Below are 23,488 nucleotides of genomic sequence, written 5' to 3' on the forward strand. Positions count from 1 at the left end.
GATCATGAAGCGCAACATTCTGACCATTTGCACTGTTGTCAGTGCCATTGGTATCGTGACAGTACTTTACCTGTACGGTATTAGCATTAAGTCGCTGGTTGTTTCTCTGATCTTCTTGATATGCCCGGTCTTGGTCCTGATCCAGACCGCACGTGGTGTCCGACAGTTCGATAAGGATATTGGCGAAGCTGGCCGTAAACTGCAGAGGAAGGATTTGCCATGATGACGCATGTGGTTTTGAATCATAGGGTGTCAGCTTCATGGATGCGTGTGCACTTCTTCTGGCTTGCAATGCTGGTAATCCTCTCCGGTTACTCGAACGCGTATGCCGAGGTTTCTGGGCAACCGGTGCGTAAGGACGGACTGACGATCTACTATGGCGTATTGCCGGCTGAAATGGTTGCCCAGCAAGAGCATAAGTCCGGCAAGCACATGCAGCCCACTAATGCAGCGGGGGTCGATACTCATCACTTGGTGGTGGCCATTTTTGAAGAGCAGACGGGCAAACGCCTTTCGGAAGCATCAGTGCGGGCGAGAGTTGAGCCTCTCGGAGGCGCATCTCAGGAAAAGCTTCTGGAACCCATGAAAATTGCCGACACCGTGACCTTCGGTAATTTCTTCCGCATGGAGGGGGATATGCCTTATGTCATTCATTTGCGCATCCGTCGCAATGAGGGAGGGCCATCCGATGTGGAAGTAGCCTTGCCCTATCGTCACCCATCCCGCTAATCGCCAGGGAGCGCATACCATGCCCAGACACGACAGTCGATTTCGCAACGCAGGCCGTGCCAATTGGTTCTTTCTTGGATTTCTTGCCATCGCCGGATATTTTCTGCTCACCGAGCATCGGGCCCACGTCATACCCTATCTCCCATTTTTGTTGTTGTTGGCCTGTCCCTTGATGCACCTGTTCATGCATGGCGGTCATGGTCATGGAGGGCATGAAGGACATGAGGGTGGGCAGCGTGAAGGGCATGGTGCGCACGGTGGCTGTGGCGGCCATCGGCACACAAGTACAGGCGATAAGCAACAGCAGGCGCACAAGCACGGGCAAGAAGAAAAATCAGGTAGCGAAACTCCGCGGCAAGATCAATCTCAGGAGCGAAGGTCGTGAAACTACAGTTTCTTGGCGCCACTGGCACGGTGACCGGCTCTCGGTATCTTGTCACGGAGGGGGATACACGAGTACTGGTCGACTGCGGGCTCTTCCAGGGAGTCAAAGCCCTGCGTCAGCGTAACTGGAAGCCCTTTCCAATCGCTCCGGCCGAGATCGACGCTGTTGTGTTGACGCACGCTCATCTTGATCACAGCGGTTACCTGCCTCGACTCATTCAAGACGGATTCAGCGGGCCGGTTTATTGCACGCCCGCCACGCGCGCCCTGGGCGAGATCCTGTTGCCGGACAGCGGCAAGCTGCAGGAGGAGGATGCTCTGCGTGCCAATCGTTACGGCTACAGCAAACATACCCCGGCCGAGCCGTTATACACGGCTCAGCAGGCAGAGCGAGCACTGAAGGAGTTCGATACACGTGACTTCGATGAGGTGTTCGAGATTGGAGGGTTGCGCGTGCACTTCACTCCAGCTGGACACATTCTCGGGGCCGCATGCGTGCATGTTGATAATGGCACGCGCACATTGTCCTTCAGTGGGGATCTGGGCAGGCCGAATGATCCTGTGATGAAGCCCCCGTTGCCGATCAAGCATGCGGACTACCTTGTTCTCGAGTCCACATATGGTGACCGACGCCATACGGTCGTCGACGTAGCCGAGCAGCTAGAGAAGATCGTCAACGCAACGGTCGGCAGGGGCGGGACTGTCATGTTGCCGGCTTTCGCCGTCGGGCGCGCGCAGACTTTCATGCATCTGCTGACGCAGTTGCGCGCAGCAGGCCGTATTCCAGATGTGCCGCTTTACCTGGATAGCCCCATGGCTATCAATGTGTCACATGTGTTCTGCCACTTCCGGGCCCAGCATCAGCTCAGCGACGCAGAGTGCCATGCCATGTGCGAAGGCGTGACCTATGTCCGTACCAGGCAGGATTCGGAGGCGCTCAGTGCAGACTCATATCCGAAGGTAATTATTGCCGGCGCCGGCATGCTTACCGGTGGGCGAATTCTGCACCACCTCAAGGCCTTGGGTGGCAACCATCGCAACACCTTGCTGATAGCAGGCTATCAGGCTGAGGGTACGCGCGGCCATGCATTGATGAATGGTATGCGCACACTAAAGATCTATGGCGAATATGTGCCTATCAACTGCCAGGTTGAAGAGATCTCCAGTCTCTCCGGGCATGCCGATTTTAGCGAAATTGGTGATTGGCTAAGCCATTTTGAGCAGCCGCCGCGGCAGGTTTTTCTAACCCATGGCGAGGCATTGGCTGCTGACAGCCAACGGCGTTACCTGGAGGAGCGCCTGGGGTGGAACGTCATGGTTCCGGAAATGCTCGACGAGTTCGTTCTGGATTGATCAGGAGCGCGCTGATGGGCATGACTCGAATTTACAAAAACCACAATGTCAGAGGCCTGCAAGCTGTGCTCGATGCCGCCGGAGTCCACCTCGACGGCAGTCGACCTTGGGACTTACAGGTGCACGATTCGAGGCTGTTCGGACGCCTGCGCCGACAGGGCAGCCTCGGTCTCGGCGAAGCGTACATGGACGAATGGTGGGACTGCGAGCAACTGGACGAGTGCGTCGCGCGCCTGTTTCGCGCGGGTGCCGATCGCCGGCTCACCGGCAGTTTACTCGGGCGCTGGTACGAATGGCGGGCGCAACTGCTGAACCTCCAGTCGCGTTGTCGTGCCTGGATCGTTGGCGAGCGACACTACGACCTCGGCTATGAGCTGTTCGCACGCATGCTGGATCGCCGCATGACCTACACCTGTGGCTACTGGCAGGACGCGGTTAGCTTGGAGGAGGCGCAGGAAAGGAAACTGGAACTGGTGTGCCGGAAACTCGGCCTAAAGGCGGGGGACCGGGTGCTTGACATCGGCTGCGGCTGGGGAAGTTTCGCCGAGTATGCCGCTTCCCGCTACGGCGCTCAGGTAGTCGGCGTCACCATTTCCCGGGATCAGGCGCGTTACGCTGCCGAACGCTGTCGCGAACTCCCGGTGGACATACGCCTGCAGGATTACCGCGACGTGGATGGCTGCTTCGATCACCTCGTGTCGCTGGGGATGTTCGAACATGTCGGCGTAAAGAATTACCGCATTTACATGGCGACCGCGCACCGTCTGCTGCGCGACGACGGTTTGTTCCTGCTGCATACCATCGGCAGCAACACCTCGGTGCATACGACCGATCCCTGGATCGGCCAATACATCTTCCCGAACGGCATGCTGCCTTCGATTGCGCAAATTGGCCTGGCCATCGAAACACGTTTCGTGATGGAGGACTGGCACAACTTCGGCGCCGATTACGACAAAACGCTGATGGCTTGGTACTCCAACTTCGAACGCCACTGGCCGGAGTTGGCTGGGCACTACGATCAGCGCTTTTTCCGCATGTGGCGTTACTACCTGTTGACCTGCGCCGGTTCGTTTCGGGCGCGCAAGAACCAATTGTGGCAAATCGTGTTGAGCAAGCACGGCTGCGCGGGCGGCTACGGCCGCCTGCGTTAGGGCATCCACCAATCGAGGTGACGCGGGGGAGGGTACATGGGCGACGTGACCCGGTTCGTCATTACCGCCTGCAAACACTTGCACCGGATGAGCGAAGCCGAGATGTGCGAGCACAAGGGCATCGGTCATCCGGACAGCCTGTGCGATGGTGTCGCGGAGGCCGTGTCGCTGGCGCTCAACCGCGCGTACCTGCAAGCCTACGGACGCATCCAGCATTACAACGTCGACAAGGCCTTGTTGATCGGTGGCGAGAGCCTGCCGCGCTTTGGCGGTGGACAGGTGCTGACGCCGATGCGCCTGATCCTGTGCGGTCGAGCCAGTCCCCTGCCGGACGCCGGGCTGGCCGAATTGGTGAGGGGCGCTGCATACCGTTATCTATCCGAAAACCTGCGCTGCGATCCGGCATTGTTCGAAATCGAATGTGCGGTACGCACCGGCAGCCCCAATCTGCAGCAGGCATTCGCGCGCGGGATGTCCCACGCCCTGGCCAACGACACCTCCTTCGGAATCGGCTTCGCACCATACTCGCCCCTCGAGAAACAGGTGCTGCAACTGGGGACGCTATTGCACTCGGCCGAGTTTCAAGCGCGATTTCCGGCAGCGGGCGACGACTACAAGGTCATGGGCGCGCGGGTTGGCGACAGGATGACGTTCACCGTCGCGTTGGCGCTCATCGATCGGGAGATTCGCCATGCGGCAGACTATTTTGCGATCAAGCACGCGATGGCCGAGCATCTACGCGCGACCTTGGTGAGCCCCTGTGATCTCGCCATCAATACGCTTGACGATCCGAACGCGAGCGGTGTGGAGGGGATTTACCTGACCGTGTCCGGATTGAGCGCGGAGCAGGGCGACGACGGCCAGGTCGGGCGCGGCAACCGCATGAATGGCCTGATCACACCCTGCCGCAGCATGTCACTTGAAGCCGTGGCAGGGAAGAACCCGGTTTCCCATGTCGGCAAGCTGTACAACGCGCTCGCATGGGAAATAGCACGCGCCATCGTCGCCGAGGTCGAGGGCGTGGAAGAAGCCACAGTGCAACTATTGTCGCGCATCGGCCAGCCAGTCGATCGTCCTGCGCTGGTTGCTGTCGAACTGGGCTGCCACAGTCCTTTGCGCGCGGCCATGCGCCAGGCAGTACAAAGCCTTGCGCAAGCTCATCTGTCCGACATCGAGCGTACCTCCGCGCGATTGGTGCGCGGCGATTTGCCCGCCTTCTGATGAAAGAGGGGGCCGGGTGCGTATACCACGGGCGACTCGAACAGCGTGTGGAGCCTTCGTCCATCTACCGCACGTCGTGCTCATTGCATTACTGCAGCGCTATCGTGTGCTGGTTGAAACAGTCGATCGTGCCAGGATCGGCGGAGCGTATTTAAGGAGATATCGTGTCCGGGACATATTGATCGCGCCAGCAATCGCGTGGCCTTGGCGCTCGTGACGCTGGGCCTCTACATCGCTGTCTCGCTGCTGATGCTGCACTCCATCGGTGCGGTGATCACAGCAAAACCGGTTGATCGGGCAGTTCATTGCTCCCACCGGCGGTTTCCGGGAAATGCTGTGCCATGAGCCGGGTTACGGCACGAATCCCCTCCAGTGCTCCCTCCTCGAAGCGCCCCTGCCTAAAGGCTTGCTCCATGGCGAGACAGATCCCCTCCCACGCACTGGCACCGACTTGGGCATGAATGCCACGGTCGGCCACGATCTCGACGTCGCGATCGGCCAACAGCAGGTAAATCAGCACGCCGTTGTTGTGCTCGGTGTCCCACGTCCGTAGCAGCGAGAAAACCTCGAGCGCTCGTTCACGCGGCGATTGCCCGCGCCATAGTTCGACTGCTTGCAATGCGCCCTCAACAACAAAGCGGATCTGCCCGGCATGGGTGCACTCGCTTGCCGCAATCTCTGCCTGAATCGTGCTCAGCGTCTGTGGGGGGAAGGCACGCTTGAGCTGCCAGGGTGTCATCGTCAGGTGGCGAACCAGGCGCCGGTAGTTGTTCTTCACCATCGTCCTGATGCACCTCCCCCGCCGAATCCGCCTCCACCACCACCGAAGCCGCCACGGAACCTTCCACCGGACCGGCCGCCGCCGCTGTACCAGCCGCCATGCCTGCCGCCCCCGAGAAGAATAAATACGAACGCCATCAGTCCTGCGCCAAGTGCAACCGGGATGGCGTCGATCAATAACCAGGTCAGCAGAGCCACTCCGGCGCCAGTTACCGATGCAGCGGGTAAACGCCCCAGCAGTTTTCGCAGCACCCCGCCCACCACGAAGACCAGCATCGCAATCAAGGGAATCGATTTCGAGAGCTCATCCTGAGCTCCATTCGCTCCGCGTTTGGGGGGCGGTAGTGGTTCGCCATCTATAATGGCGATCATCTGGTCGACGCCAGCCTCGATGCCGCTATAGAAGTCGCCTTGGCGGAAGCGTGGCACGATGATCTCGCTGATGATGCGCTTGGCTGTGGCATCGTTCAGAGCCCCCTCCAGACCATAGCCCACCTCAATACGCAGGGTCCGATCATTCTTCGCAACGATCAGCAGTACGCCATCGTCGATCTTCTTGCGCCCCAGCCTCCACTGCTCGACCACCCGGAGGGAATACTGTTCTATCGATTCTTCTCCGGTGCTAGGGATAATTAGCACGGCCAGCTGGCTGCCTTTTGCTACCTCGAAGCGTTGCAGCTTGCCTTCCAGACTGGCTACCTGCTCGGCCGTGAGTGACGCTGTCAGATCAGTGACCCGTGCCGTCAAGGGCGGCATCGCTACCGGTTGGGCCGTGGCCGCCAAGCACCAACCGAGGAGCATTGCCAGCAGCCCGGCTCTCGCCGCAATGAACTTGCTCATCAGTTGCTCGGCTGCGGCGTGCCGCTTTGCGGTTTATCCGGAGAGCTCCCGAAATTCACCTGTGGTGGTGTGGCAATGGCTCGTTCGTTCTCAACGCTGAAGTTAGGCTTGATCTTGTAGCCGAACACCATCGCAGTCAGGTTGGAGGGGAAGCTGCGTATCGTGACGTTGTACTCCTGCACCGCCTGGATATAGCGGTTGCGTGCCACGGTGATGCGGTTTTCAGTGCCTTCCAGTTGAGCCTGCAAGTCGCGAAAGGCGGCATCCGCCTTCAGCTGCGGGTAGTTCTCCGACACCACCAATAGCCTCGACAGTGCGCCAGACAACTGGGCCTGGGCCTCTTGGAAACGAGCGAAGGCCTGCGGGTCATTGACCAGCTCCGGCGTAGCCTGGATGCCGCCGACCCGAGAGCGGGCAGCCGTTACCTGCTCCAGCACCTCCTTCTCGTGGGCAGCATAGCCCTTAACCGTGCCGACCAGGTTGGGCACCAGGTCGGCACGGCGCTGGTACTGGTTCAATACCTCGGACCAACTTGACTTGGTCTGTTCGTCTGTCGATTGCAGGGTGTTATAGCCGCAGCCGGAGATGCTAAGGACCAGCGTGATGAGCAGCAGGCTAAACAGTTTTCGCATTGTCGTGATCTCCCTGCAATCTGAAATTGTTTTTTATGTATAGCAGGGTTGCTTGATCGTAGGCAATATGGCCGGGGCTTTTATTCCGTTTCTGACGAAAAGATTACATTGGTGTAATGTTTGGCTGGCTTGCGTTGCTTTGGGGTTTTATCAATATTTTTAGGAGGTCATCGCAATGCCATGGCTGGCGGGCTGATTTTCATTGATTTGAAGTTGTATTTATATGTATGGGTATTGCTTGTGTGGGCTTTTCTTGGTTTTTTTGGTTTTGCTAGGCAGTCTGCTCTGTATTAAAGTTGCTTTATCACGGACTGGCGGGCTTTGTATTTATTAATTGTGGGTGTGCTTTGAAATAATGAATTGGGTGAAGCTAGAAATCTCCTGATCTGGTGGGGTAGCCCCCCCCCTTCGGCCCTTTTCCGATGAGTTAAGGGGGGCAACCTTGCTGTGGGGGTGAAGGGAAAAATTACCGGCAAACGGTCGTCGATCAGTTACGCTGAAATCAGCATTGATAGAGGGGGAATCCATGTTTGAGTCCGCTGAAGTCGGTCACGCCATAGACAAGGCCACATTCGATGCTCAGGTGCCGGTGCTACGCGAAGCGCTTCTGGAGGCCCAGTTTGAGCTTGGGCAGCAGGCGCGCTTTCCGGTGCTGATACTGATTGCCGGCATTGAGGGCGCGGGCAAGGAGGAGACGGTCAGGCTGCTCAGCGAATGGATGGACCCGCGCTTCATCGAGGTCAGTACCTTCGATCAGCCGACCGATGAGGAACTGGCCCGTCCGCAGGCCTGGCGCTACTGGCGACAGCTGCCACCTAAGGGCAAGGTTGGAATCTACTTCGGCAATTGGTACGACCAGATGCTGCAGGCACGAGTGCACAAGAAAATCGACGATGCCCAGCTCGACCAGTTCATCGCCAGCGCCGAGCGGCTGGAGCGGATGCTCAGCGAAGAAGGCACGTTGATCTTCAAGTTCTGGTTCCATCTGTCAAAGAGGTCAATGAAGGAGCGGCTCGAGACGTTGAAGGACGATCCTTTGCACAGCTGGCAGTTGGGTCCGCTAGACTGGCAGCAGTCGAAGACTTACGACAAATTTGTCCTTCACGGCGAGCGAGTACTGCGTCGCAGTAGCCGCGAATACGCACCTTGGTATGTGATTGAGGGGGAGGATGAGCGCTATCGCAGCATCACGGTCGCTCGTATCCTTCTTGAGGGGTTGCAATGCGCGCTGGAGCACAAAACACCGACGGTGCACGCTCATCACGCCGCGCCATTGGTGTCGAGCCTGGACAACCGTGCCCTGCTGGATGCCTTGGACTTGGGCCGGGAATTGACCAAGGAGGAATATCAAGAACAACTTGTCATCGAGCAGGCTCGCCTGTCCAAATTGATACGTGACAAGCGCATGCGCAGGCACGCTCTGATCACGCTGTTCGAGGGCAATGACGCAGCTGGCAAGGGTGGGGCTATCCGCCGCGTAGCTGCAGCCTTGGATCCGCGCCTTTACCGTATCGTGCCGATCGGTTCGCCAACCGAAGAGGAGTTGTCCCAGCCCTATCTCTGGCGCTTTTGGCGGCATATCCCGCGGCGTGGAAAATTTACTATCTTTGACCGCTCATGGTATGGACGTGTCTTGGTGGAGCGGGTCGAAGAACTCTGTAGCCCGGCTGACTGGTTGCGTGCCTACGGTGAGATCAACGATTTCGAGGAGGAGTTGACCAGCTCGGGGGTGGTGGTGGCCAAGTTCTGGCTGGCTATTGACCAAGAAACTCAGTTGCGGCGCTTCAGGAAGCGGGAGGCTATACCATTTAAACGCTTCAAGATCACTGCAGAGGACTGGCGCAATCGCGAGAAGTGGGACGCTTACTCCGATGCTGTAGGCGACATGGTCGACCGCACCAGCACTGAAATCGCGCCTTGGACGCTGGTCGAGGCTAACGACAAGCGTTTCGCCCGGATTAAGGTCCTGCGCACCATTAACGATGCGCTGGAGTCAGCGTTCGCCCGGTCGGGTTGATGCCTGTGGGGCTGATGACGCCCACGGTGGGGGCTGGCTGTGCAGAGGCTTCAGCAGGCCGTGAAGCGTTTTTAATCTGTTCTGATGCTGTCGGTGATGGAGGGCTATGTGCGCCAGTCATGTCCCATCACGCGACTGGCTCAGGTCGAGTAGCCGTGTGCTGTGTTCGTCACCGAGCCTCCCGAACGGGCACAACCATGCCTAACAGAGGTGCGCCGCCGGGAGGAGGTGTGGCTTCAATTGACAGTCAGCGCGCGACAATGCCATTGGGGCCGGCTGAGGTCGGGAACTTGGCGAGTTCCGCATGGCTTTTGAGGTCGACGACCGAAATGCTGTCTTCGAAGGCATTGCTGATATAGGCCCGCGAACCGTCGCCGGCGATGGATACGCCATGGGCCCCGTTGCCGACCTTGGTGGTGGCGATGAGACGGCCGCTGGCGGCATCCAGGATGGACAAAGTATGCCCCGGTGCTTGCCGGCTACCTTGATTGGCAACCACCAGCTGGGTGCCGTCGGGCGTCACGGAGAGCTGGATGGGGCCGGGGCCGACGGGATGGGTGGCAATGAGACGGTGGCTCTGTAGGTTTACCACGGCCACTGCGTTCTCTCCGCTGAGGGAGGCGAACAGCCGTTGACCATCAGGAGCAAAGGCTACTTGCACTGGCTTCCTGCCGACCGCGATGCGGGCGGTCTGGGTTCTGTCAGCTACGTCGATCAGGCTGATATCGTTACTGTCCCGGTTGGCCACGGCCAAGGTGCGTCCATCTGGGGATAGGCGCAGGCCATGCGGGTAGCTGCCGACCTTGATCCTGTTCAGAATGCGTTCGGCGGCGAGGTCGACGACGACTACCGCATGACTGGCTGCGTCTGTTACGAAGGCGAGTTTGCCGCTGCGATCCGGAACCACATGCGCCGGATGGCCGCCGACCTGAATGATACGCGCCGACTGTATCGACTTGTCGGCGTCGAACACCAATAATCGCCCGCCTTGAGCGTCATGGTTCCCATGCCCAGCTTGGGTATTGCCGCCAGGTATGCCAACAATCAGCAGGGTCTTGCGGTCGGGTGTCAAATCCACGTTATGCGGCAGGATATTGAGTGCCAGCGTGCTAGTGGTTCGCGCTTCATCGTCGATGATCGTTAGACTGCCGGCGCCTTCGTTGGCCACATAGATGGTTGCGGCACTGCTCGTAGCACTGGCGAGCAGGGCAATCGCCATACCGATGGCAGCTAGGACTGGTTTCATGGAAATACTCCTGGCGCGTGGGGCTGAGGGTTCGATATACCCCTTCAGCCTAGATCGGCACAGCTTTCTCTAGGCTTAGGCGGCCATTACAATTCGGTCAGGAGGCCTAGGTGTGCAGTCCCAGGAAGTCATGGTGCATTCTTGAACCCTCACCAGGAGGATGCGCTATGGCAACAGGTCTTCATGGCTCAGCCCGCACAACGCCGCGAGTTCGAGCCGAGCTCCAAGCGTCGCAAGAGTCGACGCGCGCCCTTGCCGCCCGCTATGGACTGAACGTCAAGACTGTGGCCAAGTGGCGTTCGCGCTCGACGACAACTGACAAGCCCATGGGGCCTGCCAAGCCATGTAGTGTCCGGCTCTCGGATGCTGAAGAAGCGATGGTGGTCGAGCTCAGGCGACGCACCCTGCTTCCCCTGGACGACCTGCTGGGGCATCTGCGTGAAACCCTCCCCCAACTGACTCGCAGTGCCTTGCATCGCTGCCTGGTGCGCCATGGCATCAGCAGACTGCCCAGCACAGAGCCGGGTGGAGCCAAGCATGGAAAGTTTGCTCCAACCGAAATCGGCTACCTGCATATCGACAGCTGTGAACTCCGGCTGGAGCAGGGAAAACAGCACATGTTCCTGGCGATCGATCGTGTCACCAAATTCACCCACGTGGCGTTCTTCGATGCTGCGACAAAGCAGAACGGTGCGGCGTTTCTCGAAGAGGTGGTGACGGCATACCCGTACACCATTCACACCGTTCTCACGGACAACGGCGTGGCGTTCACCGAGCAGCCACGGTATCGAAACGGCCTGACCAATCGGTTTGGTGGGCACATTTTCGACCGTGTCTGCCATGAGCATGGCATCAAGCACAAGCTGACCAAGCCCTATCACCCGTGGACCAACGGACAGGCCGAGCGCATGAACCGCACCGTGAAGGAGGCCACCATCAAGTCGTTCCACTACCCGGACTTCGATGCGCTGAAAGCCCATGTTCGGGCCTTCGTCATGGCATACAACTTTGCCAAGCACCTGAAGGCTCTACGGTGGCGTACTCCGTTCAAAACGATCTGTGATGCCTGGACTCGAACACCGGACTGTTTCAAGCTTGACCCGCACCACCTCATCCCGGGACTACACACCCAGAGTCATGCTTACTGAGCGGGTTTAGCTGGCGGCATCCCCATGTAGTGTTGGTGCCACATCATGTGATCCATCATCATCTGCTGCATCCCCATGTACCTGTCCATCATGTACTGGCGCTGTGCTCTCTGCTCCGGGGGCAGGTTCGAATAGTCCTGCCAGCCCATCATGTGGCCGCCACCCATCATGCCGCCGCCCATCATGTGCCCACCCATCATGCCTCCACCCCACATGCCCATACCCATGCCGTGCATCATTCCCATCCCGCCTTGCATGGTATTCCAATGCTCCTGGAGGAGTTTCTGCCGCTCCTTCGGGTCTTGGGTTTGCCGGATTTTCTCCATCTGGGCCTGCATCTTCTGGAGGTTTTCCTGCGCCTGAGCCATCTGCTTGTCGAACTCGGCAATGCTCGGAGCTTGCTGCTGCGCCGGGGGGGTAGCGCTTTTGGCTGGGGTTGGGTCTGCCGCCAGCGCCCATGCGGATGACAGTGATGCGGCAACGAGGAGTACCGCCAGTTTGATGTTTTTCATATCGAGCTGCCTTTGTGGTGGTGAGCTGAACCAACATCCCTATGAGCGAGCGATTGCGTTGACTCAACGGGTTTTGCCTAAAACTGTAGAGCCTCTTGGCTGGATTGCCTATTTGATTGCTCCCTTCACAAGCGGCACTCAGGCTGGCCCCGGCTACCGCTGATGGGAGATGCCTCCTGAGTGCGCGCAGCGCACGTGATTGCCCTCGCTCGTTTCGCCTTCGCATAACGGCTGCGACAATTCGTGGAGGATGCCGCAGTGGGCGGCGGCACTCGGCTCGTTGCAGCACTCACGCAAGCTCTTGAGCTGTTGCTCCAGCTGGCGGAGCTCCTCGATGCGTGCGGTGACATGGCCGATGTGCGCGTCCAGCAGGGCATTCACACCGGCGCAGTGCTCGCTGGGAGCATCCTTGAAGTGGAGCAGTCCCCGAATCTCGGCGTGTGTCATGTCCAGCATGCGGCAACGGCGAATGAAGGACAGCCTTTCGACATGCGCTTCGGTGTAGATGCGAAAGTTGCCGTCGCTGCGGGCGGGCGAGGCGAGTAGCCCCTCGCGCTCGTAGTAGCGGATGGTTTCGATCTGGGTGCCCGTGGTACTGGCTAGCTCACCGATTTTCACGTTGGTCTCCGATAGCCGGGTCTGGTGACTCCTATTTGCAGCATAGGCTCTTGACTCTGTAGTCGCTACAGGTTGTTTACTCGTGTCCAACGTCATTGGGGGTACAGCATGGGTGAGTGCAACGCTGTTGGGTGCGGTTGTTCCACTGCGTCGTCAGCGGAACCGAAGAGTCTTGCCACCGGAGCGGGCAAGACTGTGCAGTACCGCATCGACAACATGGACTGCCCCACCGAGGAACGGCTGATTCGCGACAAGCTGGAGCCGCTCGCCGGGGTGACAGGGTTGGAGTTCAACCTGATGCAGCGCACGCTGACGGTGAACCATCAGCTCGATTCGTTGGAACCGGTCGAAGCCGGATTGCGCGCCATCGGCATGCAGGCCCAGCGTCTTGCCCTTCCAGCCGAGCAGGTGTGCACGGTGTTGACCATCGCGAAGATGTGTTGCCCCACCGAGGAACGGCTGATTCGCGACAAGCTGACCGGAATGCCCGGCGTCGAGTCCCTGGACTTCAATCTGCTGCAACGCCGTTTGACGGTCACGCACCGTCCCGAAAGCCTGAATGCCATCTTGGGCGCGCTGACATCCATCGGCCTCGAAGCCAAGGTCGAACCGAGCGTTGCCAACGACACCGCCGAGCCGTCTACCAGCCCCCGCCATTGGTGGCCACTGGCCGTGGCGGGCGTGAGCGCGACCCTGGCCGAGGTCGTGCACTGGTTGAACGGTGGCAATCACTGGCTGGTCGTGGCGCTTTCCGTGCTGGCGATTGCGGTAGGCGGACTCTCGACCTACAAGAAAGGCTGGATTGCCCTCAGGAACCGCAACCTGAACATCAATGCGCTGATGTCGATTGCCGTTACCGGGGCGATGCTCATTGGCGAGTGGCCGGAGGCGGCCATGGTGATGTTCCTGTTCGCCCTGGCCGAGGTGATCGAGGCCCGATCGCTCGACCGTGCGCGCAACGCGATTCGCGGCCTGATGGAACTCGCTCCGGAAACGGCCACCGTCCAGCAACCGGATGGCACGTGGCTGGGTGTACCCGCCAGACAGGTGGCAGTGGGAGCCACGGTGCGTCTGCGCCCGGGCGAGCGAATCGCGCTGGATGGCGTGGTGACCCAGGGGCACTCGAGCGTGAACCAGGCTCCGATCACCGGCGAGAGTTTGCCGGTGGACAAGACCGTGGGTGACAGCGTGTTTGCCGGGACGATCAACGAGACGGGGTCGTTCGAATTTCGGGTGACGGCCGAAGCCAGTCACTCGACGCTATCCCGGATCATTCATGCCGTCGAATCCGCCCAAGGGAGTCGGGCGCCGACCCAGCGCTTCGTCGACCGCTTCGCGCAGATCTATACGCCGACAGTGTTCCTGATCGCCTTGCTGACCGCGGTGATGCCGCCGTTGTTCTTGTCCGGCGAGTGGATGGACTGGATCTACAAGGCGCTGGTGCTGCTGGTGATTGCCTGCCCCTGTGCACTGGTGATCTCCACGCCGGTATCCATCGTCAGCGGCCTGGCTGCGGCCGCACGCAAGGGCATTCTCATCAAGGGCGGTGTGTACCTTGAGGAGGGTCGCAAGCTGGCCACGCTGGCACTCGACAAGACCGGCACCATCACCCATGGCAAGCCGGTGCAGACCGACTTTATTGCTTTGCGCGGAGACGAGGCCCGGGTTCACGCCCTGGCGGCCAGCCTCGCTGCGCGCTCGGATCATCCGGTATCCCACGCCATCGCCCTGGCGGCAAACGAAGCCGGCTTGGCGTTATACCCGGTGACCGATCTGGCTGCCATTCTGGGCCGTGGCGTGCGTGGCCGTATCGACGATCATCTGTACCAGCTGGGCAACCACCGGCTGATCGAGGAGCTGGGTCTTTGCTCGGAAGCCATCGAGGCGCAACTGTTTGCCCTGGAGCGCCAGGGCAAGTCGGTGGTGCTGCTGGTCAACCAGCACGAAGTCCTGGGCATTTTCGCGGTGGCCGACACGGTGCGAGAAACCAGTCGCGAAGCGATCAGCGAGCTGCACGCCCTCGGGGTGAAAACCCTGATGCTCAGCGGCGACAACATCCATACCGCCGAAACCATTGCCCGCTCGGTCGGCATCGACGAGGCTCGCGGTGGGCTGCTGCCGGAAGACAAACTCAAGACCATCGAAGGGCTGATGACGAGTGGCAAGGCCGGTGCGGTCGGCATGGTGGGGGACGGGATCAACGATGCGCCCGCGCTGGCCCGGGCGAGCATCGGCTTCGCGATGGGAGCGGCGGGGACGGATACCGCCATCGAGACGGCGGACGTTGCGCTGATGGACGACGACCTGCGCAAGATTCCCGCATTCGTCCGGCTTTCGCGGGCGACCACCACGGTGTTGCGGCAGAACATCGCTTTCGCCCTCGGGATCAAGGCGGTTTTCCTGCTGCTGACGTTCACCGGGCAGGGCACGCTGTGGATGGCGGTGTTTGCCGACGCGGGGGCCAGTTTGCTGGTGGTGGCCAACGGGCTGCGGTTGCTGCGCAAGTAATGGGTTTGCGAGCTTCTGCGGTCCACGAGTGCTGATCCAGGGGGGCAAGCCAGGCTGGAAAGTGTGGGTGTCCGGAATATATGGTTGGGCGGCGTTCTCGTCGCTTGGCTTGGTTCAAATTTCCAGATCTGATTGCCGGTACCGTCGTGGGTGTTGTTGTGCACAATGGCGCTAGGTGCATTCTGGCGCTTAAGGATTAAAAAATGCTTGTTCTTGACAAGAAGCTCTCGTCGCATGCTATATTGTCTCTCTCCGGCTTGATAGCAGCGTCGGACCAAGGTGTAAAGTGGATAGTCCAGCAGTCAATGGGTTATGGCGAGTCTCTTCCAGTGACTCCGTTCCTTAACTGGGTACACGTTTGGAACACCGGTGCCGCATTTAGTCTTTTCGCTGATGGTGGAGCGCTGGCAGCGCTACTTTTTTATAGGGATCGCGGTATTGGTCTCGATTGTGCTTATCAAATTTATCCGAGACAATCGTCATAAAGGGGAAGCCATCGCTTACTGCCTGATCCTCGGTGGTGCTACAGGTAATCTGATTGACCGGATATTCCGTGGCTATGTTGTGGACTACCTTGATTTCTATTGGCGATACTGGCATTGGCCGGCCTTCAACCTCGCCGACATTGCAATTGTCCTCGGTGCATTTCTTATCGCTTCCGTAAGCTTGTTACGTGGGAAATCAAATCTCAATGTCGAGCCAGATGGGGCTGCCTGAAGCCTACACCTAATAAAGCCATGACCGAAACTCCCGACGACATCCTGCACATGCCGGAATACGAGGTGCGGGCCTGCAAGACCACCTTCAGACTCCAGCTACCGGAGATGATGGACGGCTTCCGCCTGACGCTACGGCTGCATGAGTACGTGGAGAAGGCCCTGCCCTAAGTGGTTGAACAGACCGGCCTGGACGAGAAGACGGTGTGGGACATTTTCAACGCTTGTGCCGAGCTCATGAGCTACTGGCGCCGCCTCGAGACGCCCCGTATCTTGGCATCGATGAACTGTATCTGGATCGGCGTTATCGTTGCGTCCTCACCAACATCAAGGCGAAGGCCGTGGTTGATCTGCTGGCCAGCCACCGTCAGGATGTGGTGACCAGCCCTGATGAAGCTGAAAGACTGGCAGAAGGTCGAGATCGTCAGCGTGCCGTCGGTCCCGTCAGGTTTTCTTACCAGACAGAAACTGTTAAGATTCCATATAACTAATCCATCTACTATCAAGTCCTTATGCGCCGTTGGCTAACGATTTTTCTGCTGGTGATGATGCCGCTGCAGCTCGGTTGGGCTGCAGTGGGCAGCTATTGCCAGCACGAATCGGGTAACCAGACGAAGCATTTCGGCCACCACGTTCATCAGCACCAAAGCCAGGCGGGAAGCGAGGACGACGACGGTCCCGATCCCCAAGGCGGCAAGAACCTGCATGGCGATTGCAACGCCTGCGTTTCCGCTGGCGTCACGGCGATCTTTTCCGCGGCAACTCTGTTTGATGTGAACAGCTCCTCAGCTGGCGAGACTGGCTACCAAGCTCATCCGCTGTCCCGGCCATTCTCTCCGCCTGAGCGCCCTGCCTGGGCCCGCCTCGCCTGATCGGCGAGGCGACTCCTCTCTCCCGTACCCACTCAACGACCATCGTCAGCGACGATGAGCGTTGGCGTGCTGCGAGCCAGCTGATGGCGTCTCGCCGATTCCCCGTGAGCTTTTTCATCACTGGAGAGTCGGGATGTTCCCAAGCAAAACCAGAAAATGGCTGCCCTGTGCCTTGCTCGTGCTGGCCACCGGCAGTTCGTTGGCGCAGACAGCGCCAAGTGCTTCCAGCCTGCAGTCGGTCACTGCCGGTCCTTTATCGCTGAAGCAAGCCTTCGATACCGCTTGGGCGCGTCAGCCCGAAGCGGAGTCCTCGTCTGCGCGTCGTGAGGCGGCCACTGCCCGTCGCGCCGCCGCCGCCAGCTGGACCGCCGAGCCCATGGCCCTGGAGCTGTCGAGCAAAGGCGACCAGCTCAATGGCAACGATGGTAGCCGCGAGCACAATGTCGGCCTCGCCATCCCCCTGTGGCTGCCCGGCGAGCGCTCGCGGACGGGCGCCGTGGCCGAGGCCGAGGCCCAGTCCACCGCCAGTCGCGCCTCGGCTGCGCAGCTGCGTACTGCTGCCGAGGTGCGCGAGGCGTACTGGCAGTGGCAACGCAGCCGGGTCGAAGCGAGCCTGGCCCGCGAGCGCGAGGGCAATGCCCGACAGCTCGCTGCCGATGTCGCCAAGCGGGTCAAGTCGGGTGAGCTGGCCCAGGCCGATCAGCACCAGGCCGAGGGGGCTGCGGCTTTGGCCGAGATCGAAGCGGCGCGAGCCACGAGTGCGCTGGCGACGGCTGCGCAGCAGTTGCGCAGCCTGATCGGCACCCTGCCGGGTGGTCGCGAAGAGGCTGCGTCTGGCGTAGTTGCCGGTGAGCCGGTACCCGCGCTGCCCGCCGACTTCGCTGTGCTGGATGCCCAGCATCCGGCGGTGGTCGCACTGCTGGATCAGGCCGAGGTCGCTCGCCGCTCGGCCGAGCTGGCTCGCGTGCAGACCCGAGCCAATCCCGAGTTGACCTTGTCTACCAGCCGCGAACGCGAGCCGGGGGAGTCCTATGACGAAAGCCTCACCTTGGGCATTCGCATCCCCTTCGGCTCGGGCAGCCGCAATCGCGCCAAGCAAGCCACGGCCGAGGCCGAAGCCATCGAAGCCGAGGTGCAGGCGCGTCTGGCGCGTGAGCGCCTGCTCGGCGAGCTGGAGGCCGCCCGGCTGGAGTTCGAATCCGCCCGCGCCCAAGTGACTGCTGCCGATAAGCGTGCCCGGCTCGCCCAGGAGTCGCGCGGTTTCTTCGAAAAATCCTTCCGCCTCGGCGAAACCGATCTGCCGACGCGCCTGCGTATCGAGCTCGAGGCAACCGACGCCAAGCGTCAGGCCGCTCTGGCCCGACTCGATCAGGAGGCGGCGACTTCCTCACTGCGCCAGGCACTGGGTCTGCTGCCCGAATAGGGCCAGAACGAACCTACAGGACTGCAAAGATGACACTGTTTCCAAGGCTGACAGCCTTCACTGCGGCGATCTTGATCGCTGCCGCCCCCCTGGCCACTCAAGCCGGCGATGGGCATGACCATGGCGAAGCGCCGGCCACTCCGACAGGCCCGGCCCTGCCGCGTTTCGCGGCGACTTCCGACACCTTCGAGTTGGTCGGCGTGCTCGATGGCCACGACCTCACCCTGTGGCTCGACCGGGCTGCCGACAACAGTCCGGTGACGGACGCCACCCTCCAGCTGATGGTGGGTGGCGTCAAGGTCGAGGTCGAGCAGCACGAGCCGGGCGAGTTCGAGGCCGCGCTGGCGGAGGAGCCCGAAGAGGGCGAACTGGCCATCGTCGCCCTGGTGGTGGCCGACCAGCAGCGTGAGCAGCTGACCGCCGAACTGGATATCCATCACGAAGAGCACGCCGAAGAGTCTGCATCTGGCGTGTCCTGGGGCACTTATGGGGCCTGGGGGGCCGGCGGGCTGGTTCTGCTTGCCCTGCTGGGTTGGGCTATGCGCCGCGCCCGTGTCGCTCCTCGTCATTCGTGAAGGTGTTTTATGAAAGCTAATTTTCTGATTTCCGCGGTGTGCCTGGCCCTGCTGTCGCTGACCTCGCCCGCCTGGGCTGGCGAAGGGCATGACCATGGCGAAGAAGCGCCTGCAAGCAACAGCAACGGCCCCCAGCGACTGCCCGACGGCAGCGTATTCCTGCCCAAACCGGCGCAACGCCAGATCGGGGTGCGCACCTTGCCGCTCGAGACGGCCGAATTGCCGCGCTCGCTGGAGTTGGCCGGCAAGGTGGTGATGGACCCCAATGCCGGCGGCAAGGTGCAGGCCGTGCTGGCTGGGCGCCTCGAAGCCGGACCGCGCGGCTTTCCCAGCGTCGGGCAGGCGGTGAAGAAAGGTGAGGTGCTGGCCTATGTAGTGGCGACCGGCGATGTTCTCGAGCGGGCCAATCAGGCTGCGCAGCTGGCTCAACTGCGAGCGGCCAAGGGCCTTGCCGACCAGCGCCTGGCGCGCTTGCGCGAGCTGGCCGATACGGTGCCGCGCAAGGATATCGAGGCAGCAGCCAGCGAGGCCGCGAGTCTGGGGGCGCAAGTCGCTGCGCTGAATTCGGGCGTCAATGCGCGGGACGCACTGGTTGCGCCGGTTTCCGGGGTGATTGCCTCGACCAATGCCGTCTCCGGCCAGGTGGTCGATGCCCGCGAACTGGTGTTCGAGGTGGTCGATCCCTCCCGTCTGCGCATCGAAGCGCTGGCCTACGACCTGAACCAGGCCGCCGATGTGGCGGGAGCCACTCTGGCGGTGGGTAGCGAACGTGTGCCGCTGACCTTCATCGGCGCGGCCCGCAGCCTGCGTGAACAGGCCCTGCCGATGCTGTTCCAGGGCGAGGGCAGCGCCTTGTCCCGCCTGGCCGTGGGACAGCCGGTGAAAGTCTTCGTGCAGACCGCCAGTCGTACCCGGGGCATCCGGGTGCCGGCGGCGTCGCTGATGAAGAATGCCGCCAACCAGAATGTCGTCTGGGTCAAGACCGCGCCGGAGCACTTCGTGCCGCACCCGGTCACCTTTGCCGCGCTGGACGGGGTATCCGTGCTGGTGACCAGTGGGCTTGCCTCTGGGGATCGTGTCGTGACGCAGGCTGCCAGCCTGATCAACCAGATTCGTTGAAGGGAGCCTGACCCATGTTCAAGTGGCTCCTCGACAACAGCCTCGGCAATCGTCTGCTGGTGATCATCGCCAGCCTGGTGCTGATGGCCTACGGCGCATTCACCCTGTCACGCATGCCGGTGGATGTCTTTCCCGATCTGAACAAGCCCACGGTCACCATCATGACCGAGGCTGGCGGCATGGCCGCCGAAGAGGTCGAGCAACTGATCACCTTCCCGCTGGAGACCACGATGAACGGTCTGCCCGGCGTGGAGAGCGTGCGCTCGGTCTCCAGCAGCGGGCTGTCGTTCATTTACGTCACCTTCGACTGGAGCACGGAGATTTTTCGGGCCCGGCAGATGGTGTCGGAGCGGCTCTCCGCGATGGAGGAGGGCTTGCCACCGGGCGTGATCCCGCGCATGGGGCCGATCAGCTCCATCATGGGCGAGATCATGCAGATCGCGATTCCCATCGACGCGGCACGGATCACCCCGATGCAGGTGCGCGAGTTCGCCGACTGGGTGCTGCGTCCGCGCCTGATGGCGATCCCCGGTGTGGCCCAGGTGATCCCGATTGGCGGTGAGGTCCGCCAGTTCCAGGTCCAGCCCGACACGGCGCGCATGGCCGAGCTGGGCATCAGCCACACGCAGCTGGAGGAGGCGCTCAAGGGCTATTCGTCGAATACCTCCGGGGGCTTCCTCGAGCTCAATGGGCGCGAGTATCTGATTCGCAACCTGGGGCGGACGTCGAGTCTGGGGGATCTGTCGAACCTGGCCATCACGGCGCGTAACGGCCAGCCGATCCTCCTGCGGCAGATCGCCGAAGTGACCTTTGCCGCAGCCCTGAAGCGCGGCGATGCCGGCTTCGAAGGCAAGGCAGCAGTGATCCTCGGCATCCAGAAACAACCGACGGCCGATACCATCCAGCTGACCCGCTCCATCGAGGCGGCGCTGGGGGAAATGCGCAAGTCGCTGCCGACCGGAATGGAGGCCCCCCAGGTCACCTTCCGTCAGGCCAGTTTCATCGAGGCTTCGATCAGCACCCTGCAGGGCAAGCTGATCGGCGCCTCGGTGTTCGTCGCGGCGATCCTGTTCTTCTTCCTCGGCACGCTGCGGCCCACCATCATCGCGCTGACGGCCATTCCGGTGTCGATCTTCATCACCGGTCTGGTGTTCAAGTACTTCGGCCTGTCGATCAACACCATGACCCTCGGTGGCCTGGCCATCGCTATCGGTGGATTGGTCGACGATGCTGTGGTGGGCGTGGAGAACGTGCTGCGCCGGCTGAAGGTGGAGCGGGCCAAGCACCCCGAGCACCGCCTGCACCCGCTGGAACTGGTGGGGCACGCGACCATGGAGGTGCGTTCGGCCATCCTCTACGCCACCATCATCATTGTGCTGGTGTTCCTGCCGCTGTTCGCCCTGCCGGGCATGGAAGGGCGGCTATTCGTACCGCTGGGGATCGCCTTCATCGTCTCGACCCTGGCCTCGCTGGTGGTTTCGGTGACCGTCACCCCAGTGCTGTCCTTCTATCTGCTGCCGCGGATGAAGTCGCTGGAGCATGGCGACACCAAACTGCTGGCTTGGCTGAAAAGCCGCTATCGCAGCAGCTTGCAAGCCGTCCTGCAGCGTCCGAAGGCAGCTGTAGTCGTAGCGGGCATTGCCGTGTTGGTCGCGGCAGCGAGCGTGCCGTTCTTCCCGAAGACCTTCCTGCCGCCGTTCAACGAGGGCACCTTGCTGATCGGCCTGCGTCTGAACCCCGGCGTGACTCTGGCGGAGTCCTCGGCGCTGGCCCAGCAGGCCGAGCAGTTGGTCATGCAGGTGCCGGAAGTGACCCACGTCGGCCGCCGCAGCGGTCGCGCGGAGCTGGATGAGCACGCCGAGGGTGTGCACGTCAGCGAGCTGGATGTCGGCCTCAAGCCGGCCTCGGAGCTGACCCGCTCGATGGATGAGATCACCGGCGACATCCGTTCGCGGCTGGTCAATCTGCCGGCGGCCATCGGCATCGGCCAGCCGATCTCGCACCGGATCGACCACATGCTGTCCGGCGTGCGCTCGCAGATCGCCATCAAGATCTTCGGCGAGGATCTGGACACCCTGCGCGGCCAGGCGGATGCCCTGCGCGGCAGGCTGGCGGATATTCCCGGCATCGCCGACCTGGAAATCGAGAAGCAGGTGCTGGCTCCGCAGATCAAGGTGCGCATCGACTACGCCGCCGCCGCCCAGTACGGCGTGCCCGCGCCGCAGATCTTGGCGACGCTGGAGAGTCTGGTCGAGGGCGAGAAGGTCACCCAGATCGTCGAGGGTGGCCGGCGCTTCGCTCTGGTGGTGCGCCTGCCCGAGACGGCGCGTTCGGCGGAGGGGCTGGGCAACATCCTGTTCGAGACCCCGACCGGTCGGGTACCGCTGTCGCGGATCGCCAGCATCGAGGACGGCGACGGCCCGAACCAGATCAGTCGCGACGACGGCAAGCGTCGCATCGTGCTGTCGGCCAACGCCCAAGGGCGCCCGCTGTCGGAGATCGTCGAAGACATCCGCAAGGTGGTCGACGAGACCAAGCTGCCGGAAGGCTACTTCATCACCCTGGGCGGCCAGTTCCAGGCCCAGGAGGAAGCGTCGCGTCTGGTCGGCCTGCTGTCCATCGTCTCGCTGATCCTGATGTTCGTGGTGCTCTACAGCCGCTACAAGTCGGCGACCCTGTCGGCGCTGATCATGGTCAACATCCCGCTGGCCCTGGTCGGCGCGGTGCTCGGCCTGTGGTTGTCGGGGCAGCCGCTGTCGATTGCCGCGCTGATCGGCTTCATCACCCTCGCCGGTATCTCGGTGCGCAACGGCATCCTCAAGGTCAGCCACTACATCAACCTGATGCGCATCGAGGGGGAGAACTTCGACCACGCGATGATCCTGCGCGGCTCGCTGGAGCGCCTGAGCCCGGTGCTGATGACGGCGCTGGTCACCGCCTTTGCCCTGGCGCCCCTGTTGTTCGAGGCCGAGCGTCCGGGCACGGAAGTCCTCCACCCGGTGGCGGTGGTGATCTTCTCCGGCCTGATCAGCTCGACCCTCCTCGATACCTATCTGACCCCGGTGATGTTCTGGCTGTTCGGCCGCAAGGACACCGAGCGCCTGATAGCTGATCGCGAAGCGGGGGCCTTCTGATGGTTTGCCTCATTTCTCATCGCAATCACAGCCCTCCGGGGCGGTATTGCGCACCACAAAGTAACCGTGTTTGCCGACAAATGATCCGGAAGCTGAAGTCGCTGAAGCAGCACTCCGCAAATTACCGAAGTGATAGAGGAACTCAAATGAAATCCCTGAAAGCAATCTTGGCCCTCTCGATGTTTGCCGTCTCTTCCACCGCAATATCGGCTGGTTTCGACAATGACCCTGACAAGATCATCCAGGAGAACCAACGCGCCATGGAAGCGTATGCCGCAGAGCTCGGGAAACCCGCTCCGAAAGTCGAGAAGTATCGCTATGGCATGGAGCTCGATGTAGTCAAGGTGATCAGTGTGACACGCAAGGCCAAGGTCTGTGGCGTGGTGCCTGCGCGGATGACCTTCCTCGACTCAAAGGGTGAGCTCCAAACGGTCGAGTACCAAGCAGTCGGAGGAGGATGCCGGCGCGGCTGAGCGGGGGCCGGCTGACCAATCGCCTAAAAATGGCCCC

General features: G+C 61.1%; 20 protein-coding genes and 3 pseudogenes. 17 read left to right on the forward strand and 6 right to left on the reverse strand.

Features of this window, described 5'->3' with window-relative positions:
* Window positions 1-4: 4 nt before the first annotated feature.
* The 6 genes and pseudogenes from SK095_RS01530 to SK095_RS01555 all read left to right on the forward strand — a co-directional run bounded on the left by SK095_RS01530 (window position 5) and on the right by SK095_RS01555 (window position 4,838).
* The gene (locus SK095_RS01530) at window positions 5-223 is read left to right on the forward strand and encodes a hypothetical protein (RefSeq protein ID WP_320547634.1); all 219 of its coding nucleotides are present in this window, start codon (window positions 5-7) and stop codon (window positions 221-223) included.
* Entirely contained in the window at window positions 220-729 is a 510-nt protein-coding gene (locus SK095_RS01535) for a hypothetical protein (protein WP_320547635.1), read from the forward strand. The genes SK095_RS01530 and SK095_RS01535 overlap by 4 nt, the downstream gene beginning before the upstream one ends.
* A gap of 19 nt (window positions 730-748) precedes the next feature.
* A pseudogene (locus SK095_RS01540) lies at window positions 749-946 on the forward strand (DUF2933 domain-containing protein); the annotation flags it as partial.
* Window positions 947-1,110: 164 nt separating this feature from the next.
* Window positions 1,111-2,466: an MBL fold metallo-hydrolase RNA specificity domain-containing protein gene (locus tag SK095_RS01545; protein ID WP_201487029.1), complete on the forward strand. Its 1,356-nt coding sequence runs from the start codon at window positions 1,111-1,113 to the stop codon at window positions 2,464-2,466.
* A 20-nt stretch (window positions 2,467-2,486) separates the two neighbouring features.
* A complete protein-coding gene (gene cfa, locus SK095_RS01550) occupies window positions 2,487-3,617 on the forward strand; it encodes a cyclopropane fatty acyl phospholipid synthase (RefSeq protein WP_201487069.1) in 1,131 nt (376 codons plus the stop codon).
* 36 nt (window positions 3,618-3,653) lie between these two features.
* The gene (locus tag SK095_RS01555; RefSeq protein ID WP_320547636.1) at window positions 3,654-4,838 is read left to right on the forward strand and encodes a methionine adenosyltransferase; all 1,185 of its coding nucleotides are present in this window, start codon (window positions 3,654-3,656) and stop codon (window positions 4,836-4,838) included.
* 274 nt (window positions 4,839-5,112) lie between these two features.
* Here SK095_RS01555 and SK095_RS01560 read toward each other — a convergent pair whose 3' ends face one another.
* Genes SK095_RS01560 through SK095_RS01570 form a run of 3 tightly spaced genes read right to left on the reverse strand, consistent with a single transcriptional unit; the run spans window position 5,113 to window position 7,090 of the window.
* Window positions 5,113-5,619 (reverse strand): TPM domain-containing protein, encoded by a 507-nt coding sequence (locus SK095_RS01560; RefSeq protein ID WP_201487031.1) that lies wholly within the window; start codon window positions 5,617-5,619, stop codon window positions 5,113-5,115.
* Window positions 5,613-6,458, reverse strand: coding sequence for a TPM domain-containing protein (locus tag SK095_RS01565; protein ID WP_268932796.1), 846 nt, complete (start codon window positions 6,456-6,458; stop codon window positions 5,613-5,615). Before SK095_RS01565 ends, SK095_RS01560 begins: the two co-directional genes overlap by 7 nt.
* Entirely contained in the window at window positions 6,458-7,090 is a 633-nt protein-coding gene (locus tag SK095_RS01570) for a LemA family protein (RefSeq protein WP_201487033.1), read from the reverse strand. The genes SK095_RS01565 and SK095_RS01570 overlap by 1 nt, the downstream gene beginning before the upstream one ends.
* Before the next feature lie 526 nt (window positions 7,091-7,616).
* Here SK095_RS01570 and pap point away from each other — a divergent pair.
* Entirely contained in the window at window positions 7,617-9,107 is a 1,491-nt protein-coding gene (gene pap / locus SK095_RS01575) for a polyphosphate:AMP phosphotransferase (RefSeq protein WP_201487035.1), read from the forward strand.
* A gap of 247 nt (window positions 9,108-9,354) precedes the next feature.
* Here the strand turns inward: pap and SK095_RS01580 are convergent, their stop codons facing one another.
* Window positions 9,355-10,353, reverse strand: a complete 999-nt coding sequence (locus tag SK095_RS01580; protein WP_201487036.1) for a YncE family protein — start codon at window positions 10,351-10,353, stop codon at window positions 9,355-9,357.
* A 167-nt stretch (window positions 10,354-10,520) separates the two neighbouring features.
* Here SK095_RS01580 and SK095_RS01585 point away from each other — a divergent pair, with 167 nt between their 5' ends.
* Window positions 10,521-11,501, forward strand: a complete 981-nt coding sequence (locus SK095_RS01585; protein ID WP_201487037.1) for an IS481 family transposase — start codon at window positions 10,521-10,523, stop codon at window positions 11,499-11,501.
* Here SK095_RS01585 and SK095_RS01590 read toward each other — a convergent pair.
* Complete coding sequence (locus SK095_RS01590; protein ID WP_201487038.1) at window positions 11,495-12,013, reverse strand: hypothetical protein; 519 nt, start codon at window positions 12,011-12,013, stop codon at window positions 11,495-11,497. The two genes, SK095_RS01585 and SK095_RS01590, sit on opposite strands and share 7 nt — an antisense overlap.
* 153 nt (window positions 12,014-12,166) lie before the next feature.
* Entirely contained in the window at window positions 12,167-12,631 is a 465-nt protein-coding gene (gene cadR / locus SK095_RS01595; RefSeq protein WP_201487041.1) for a Cd(II)/Pb(II)-responsive transcriptional regulator, read from the reverse strand.
* Window positions 12,632-12,739: 108 nt separating this feature from the next.
* Between cadR and SK095_RS01600 the strand changes: the two genes are divergently transcribed.
* The 9 genes and pseudogenes from SK095_RS01600 to SK095_RS01645 all read left to right on the forward strand — a co-directional run bounded on the left by SK095_RS01600 (window position 12,740) and on the right by SK095_RS01645 (window position 23,451).
* Entirely contained in the window at window positions 12,740-15,139 is a 2,400-nt protein-coding gene (locus tag SK095_RS01600) for a heavy metal translocating P-type ATPase (RefSeq protein ID WP_201487043.1), read from the forward strand.
* A gap of 203 nt (window positions 15,140-15,342) precedes the next feature.
* Window positions 15,343-15,856: pseudogene (gene lspA, locus SK095_RS01610) on the forward strand (signal peptidase II).
* Between the two features lie 59 nt (window positions 15,857-15,915).
* Window positions 15,916-16,287, forward strand: a pseudogene (locus SK095_RS01615) (ISL3 family transposase); the annotation flags it as partial.
* Window positions 16,288-16,367: 80 nt separating this feature from the next.
* Window positions 16,368-16,727 carry a DUF2946 domain-containing protein gene (locus SK095_RS01620; protein ID WP_090212121.1) on the forward strand — a complete coding sequence of 120 codons (360 nt, stop codon included), beginning with the start codon at window positions 16,368-16,370 and terminating at the stop codon, window positions 16,725-16,727.
* Window positions 16,728-16,860: 133 nt separating this feature from the next.
* Window positions 16,861-18,150, forward strand: coding sequence for a TolC family protein (locus SK095_RS01625; RefSeq protein WP_090212122.1), 1,290 nt, complete (start codon window positions 16,861-16,863; stop codon window positions 18,148-18,150).
* Window positions 18,151-18,179: 29 nt separating this feature from the next.
* Complete coding sequence (locus SK095_RS01630; RefSeq protein WP_217681735.1) at window positions 18,180-18,725, forward strand: hypothetical protein; 546 nt, start codon at window positions 18,180-18,182, stop codon at window positions 18,723-18,725.
* 9 nt (window positions 18,726-18,734) lie between these two features.
* Window positions 18,735-19,844: an efflux RND transporter periplasmic adaptor subunit gene (locus SK095_RS01635; RefSeq protein WP_217681734.1), complete on the forward strand. Its 1,110-nt coding sequence runs from the start codon at window positions 18,735-18,737 to the stop codon at window positions 19,842-19,844.
* A 14-nt stretch (window positions 19,845-19,858) separates the two neighbouring features.
* Window positions 19,859-22,978 (forward strand): efflux RND transporter permease subunit, encoded by a 3,120-nt coding sequence (locus SK095_RS01640; protein ID WP_320547637.1) that lies wholly within the window; start codon window positions 19,859-19,861, stop codon window positions 22,976-22,978.
* A 146-nt stretch (window positions 22,979-23,124) separates the two neighbouring features.
* Window positions 23,125-23,451 carry a DUF2790 domain-containing protein gene (locus SK095_RS01645; RefSeq protein WP_201487054.1) on the forward strand — a complete coding sequence of 109 codons (327 nt, stop codon included), beginning with the start codon at window positions 23,125-23,127 and terminating at the stop codon, window positions 23,449-23,451.
* The last annotated feature ends 37 nt before the right edge of the window (window positions 23,452-23,488 follow it).

The sequence above is a fragment of the Pseudomonas sp. AN-1 genome, assembly GCF_034057115.1.
Taxonomy (GTDB): domain Bacteria; phylum Pseudomonadota; class Gammaproteobacteria; order Pseudomonadales; family Pseudomonadaceae; genus Geopseudomonas.

Excerpts from the sequence above, each read along its gene's own strand:
- SK095_RS01560 (WP_201487031.1), bottom strand. The coding sequence starts at position 5,619 with ATGGTGAAGAACAACTACCGGCGCCTGGTTCGCCACCTGACGATGACA.
- SK095_RS01625 (WP_090212122.1), top strand. The coding sequence starts at position 16,861 with ATGTTCCCAAGCAAAACCAGAAAATGGCTGCCCTGTGCCTTGCTCGTG.
- SK095_RS01535 (WP_320547635.1), top strand. The coding sequence starts at position 220 with ATGATGACGCATGTGGTTTTGAATCATAGGGTGTCAGCTTCATGGATG.
- SK095_RS01530 (WP_320547634.1), top strand. The coding sequence starts at position 5 with ATGAAGCGCAACATTCTGACCATTTGCACTGTTGTCAGTGCCATTGGT.
- pap (WP_201487035.1), top strand. The coding sequence starts at position 7,617 with ATGTTTGAGTCCGCTGAAGTCGGTCACGCCATAGACAAGGCCACATTC.
- SK095_RS01590 (WP_201487038.1), bottom strand. The coding sequence starts at position 12,013 with ATGAAAAACATCAAACTGGCGGTACTCCTCGTTGCCGCATCACTGTCA.
- SK095_RS01635 (WP_217681734.1), top strand. The coding sequence starts at position 18,735 with ATGAAAGCTAATTTTCTGATTTCCGCGGTGTGCCTGGCCCTGCTGTCG.
- SK095_RS01580 (WP_201487036.1), bottom strand. The coding sequence starts at position 10,353 with ATGAAACCAGTCCTAGCTGCCATCGGTATGGCGATTGCCCTGCTCGCC.
- SK095_RS01620 (WP_090212121.1), top strand. The coding sequence starts at position 16,368 with ATGCGCCGTTGGCTAACGATTTTTCTGCTGGTGATGATGCCGCTGCAG.
- SK095_RS01585 (WP_201487037.1), top strand. The coding sequence starts at position 10,521 with ATGGCAACAGGTCTTCATGGCTCAGCCCGCACAACGCCGCGAGTTCGA.
- SK095_RS01555 (WP_320547636.1), top strand. The coding sequence starts at position 3,654 with ATGGGCGACGTGACCCGGTTCGTCATTACCGCCTGCAAACACTTGCAC.
- SK095_RS01600 (WP_201487043.1), top strand. The coding sequence starts at position 12,740 with ATGGGTGAGTGCAACGCTGTTGGGTGCGGTTGTTCCACTGCGTCGTCA.
- SK095_RS01630 (WP_217681735.1), top strand. The coding sequence starts at position 18,180 with ATGACACTGTTTCCAAGGCTGACAGCCTTCACTGCGGCGATCTTGATC.
- SK095_RS01645 (WP_201487054.1), top strand. The coding sequence starts at position 23,125 with ATGAAATCCCTGAAAGCAATCTTGGCCCTCTCGATGTTTGCCGTCTCT.
- cfa (WP_201487069.1), top strand. The coding sequence starts at position 2,487 with ATGACTCGAATTTACAAAAACCACAATGTCAGAGGCCTGCAAGCTGTG.
- SK095_RS01570 (WP_201487033.1), bottom strand. The coding sequence starts at position 7,090 with ATGCGAAAACTGTTTAGCCTGCTGCTCATCACGCTGGTCCTTAGCATC.
- SK095_RS01565 (WP_268932796.1), bottom strand. The coding sequence starts at position 6,458 with ATGAGCAAGTTCATTGCGGCGAGAGCCGGGCTGCTGGCAATGCTCCTC.
- SK095_RS01640 (WP_320547637.1), top strand. The coding sequence starts at position 19,859 with ATGTTCAAGTGGCTCCTCGACAACAGCCTCGGCAATCGTCTGCTGGTG.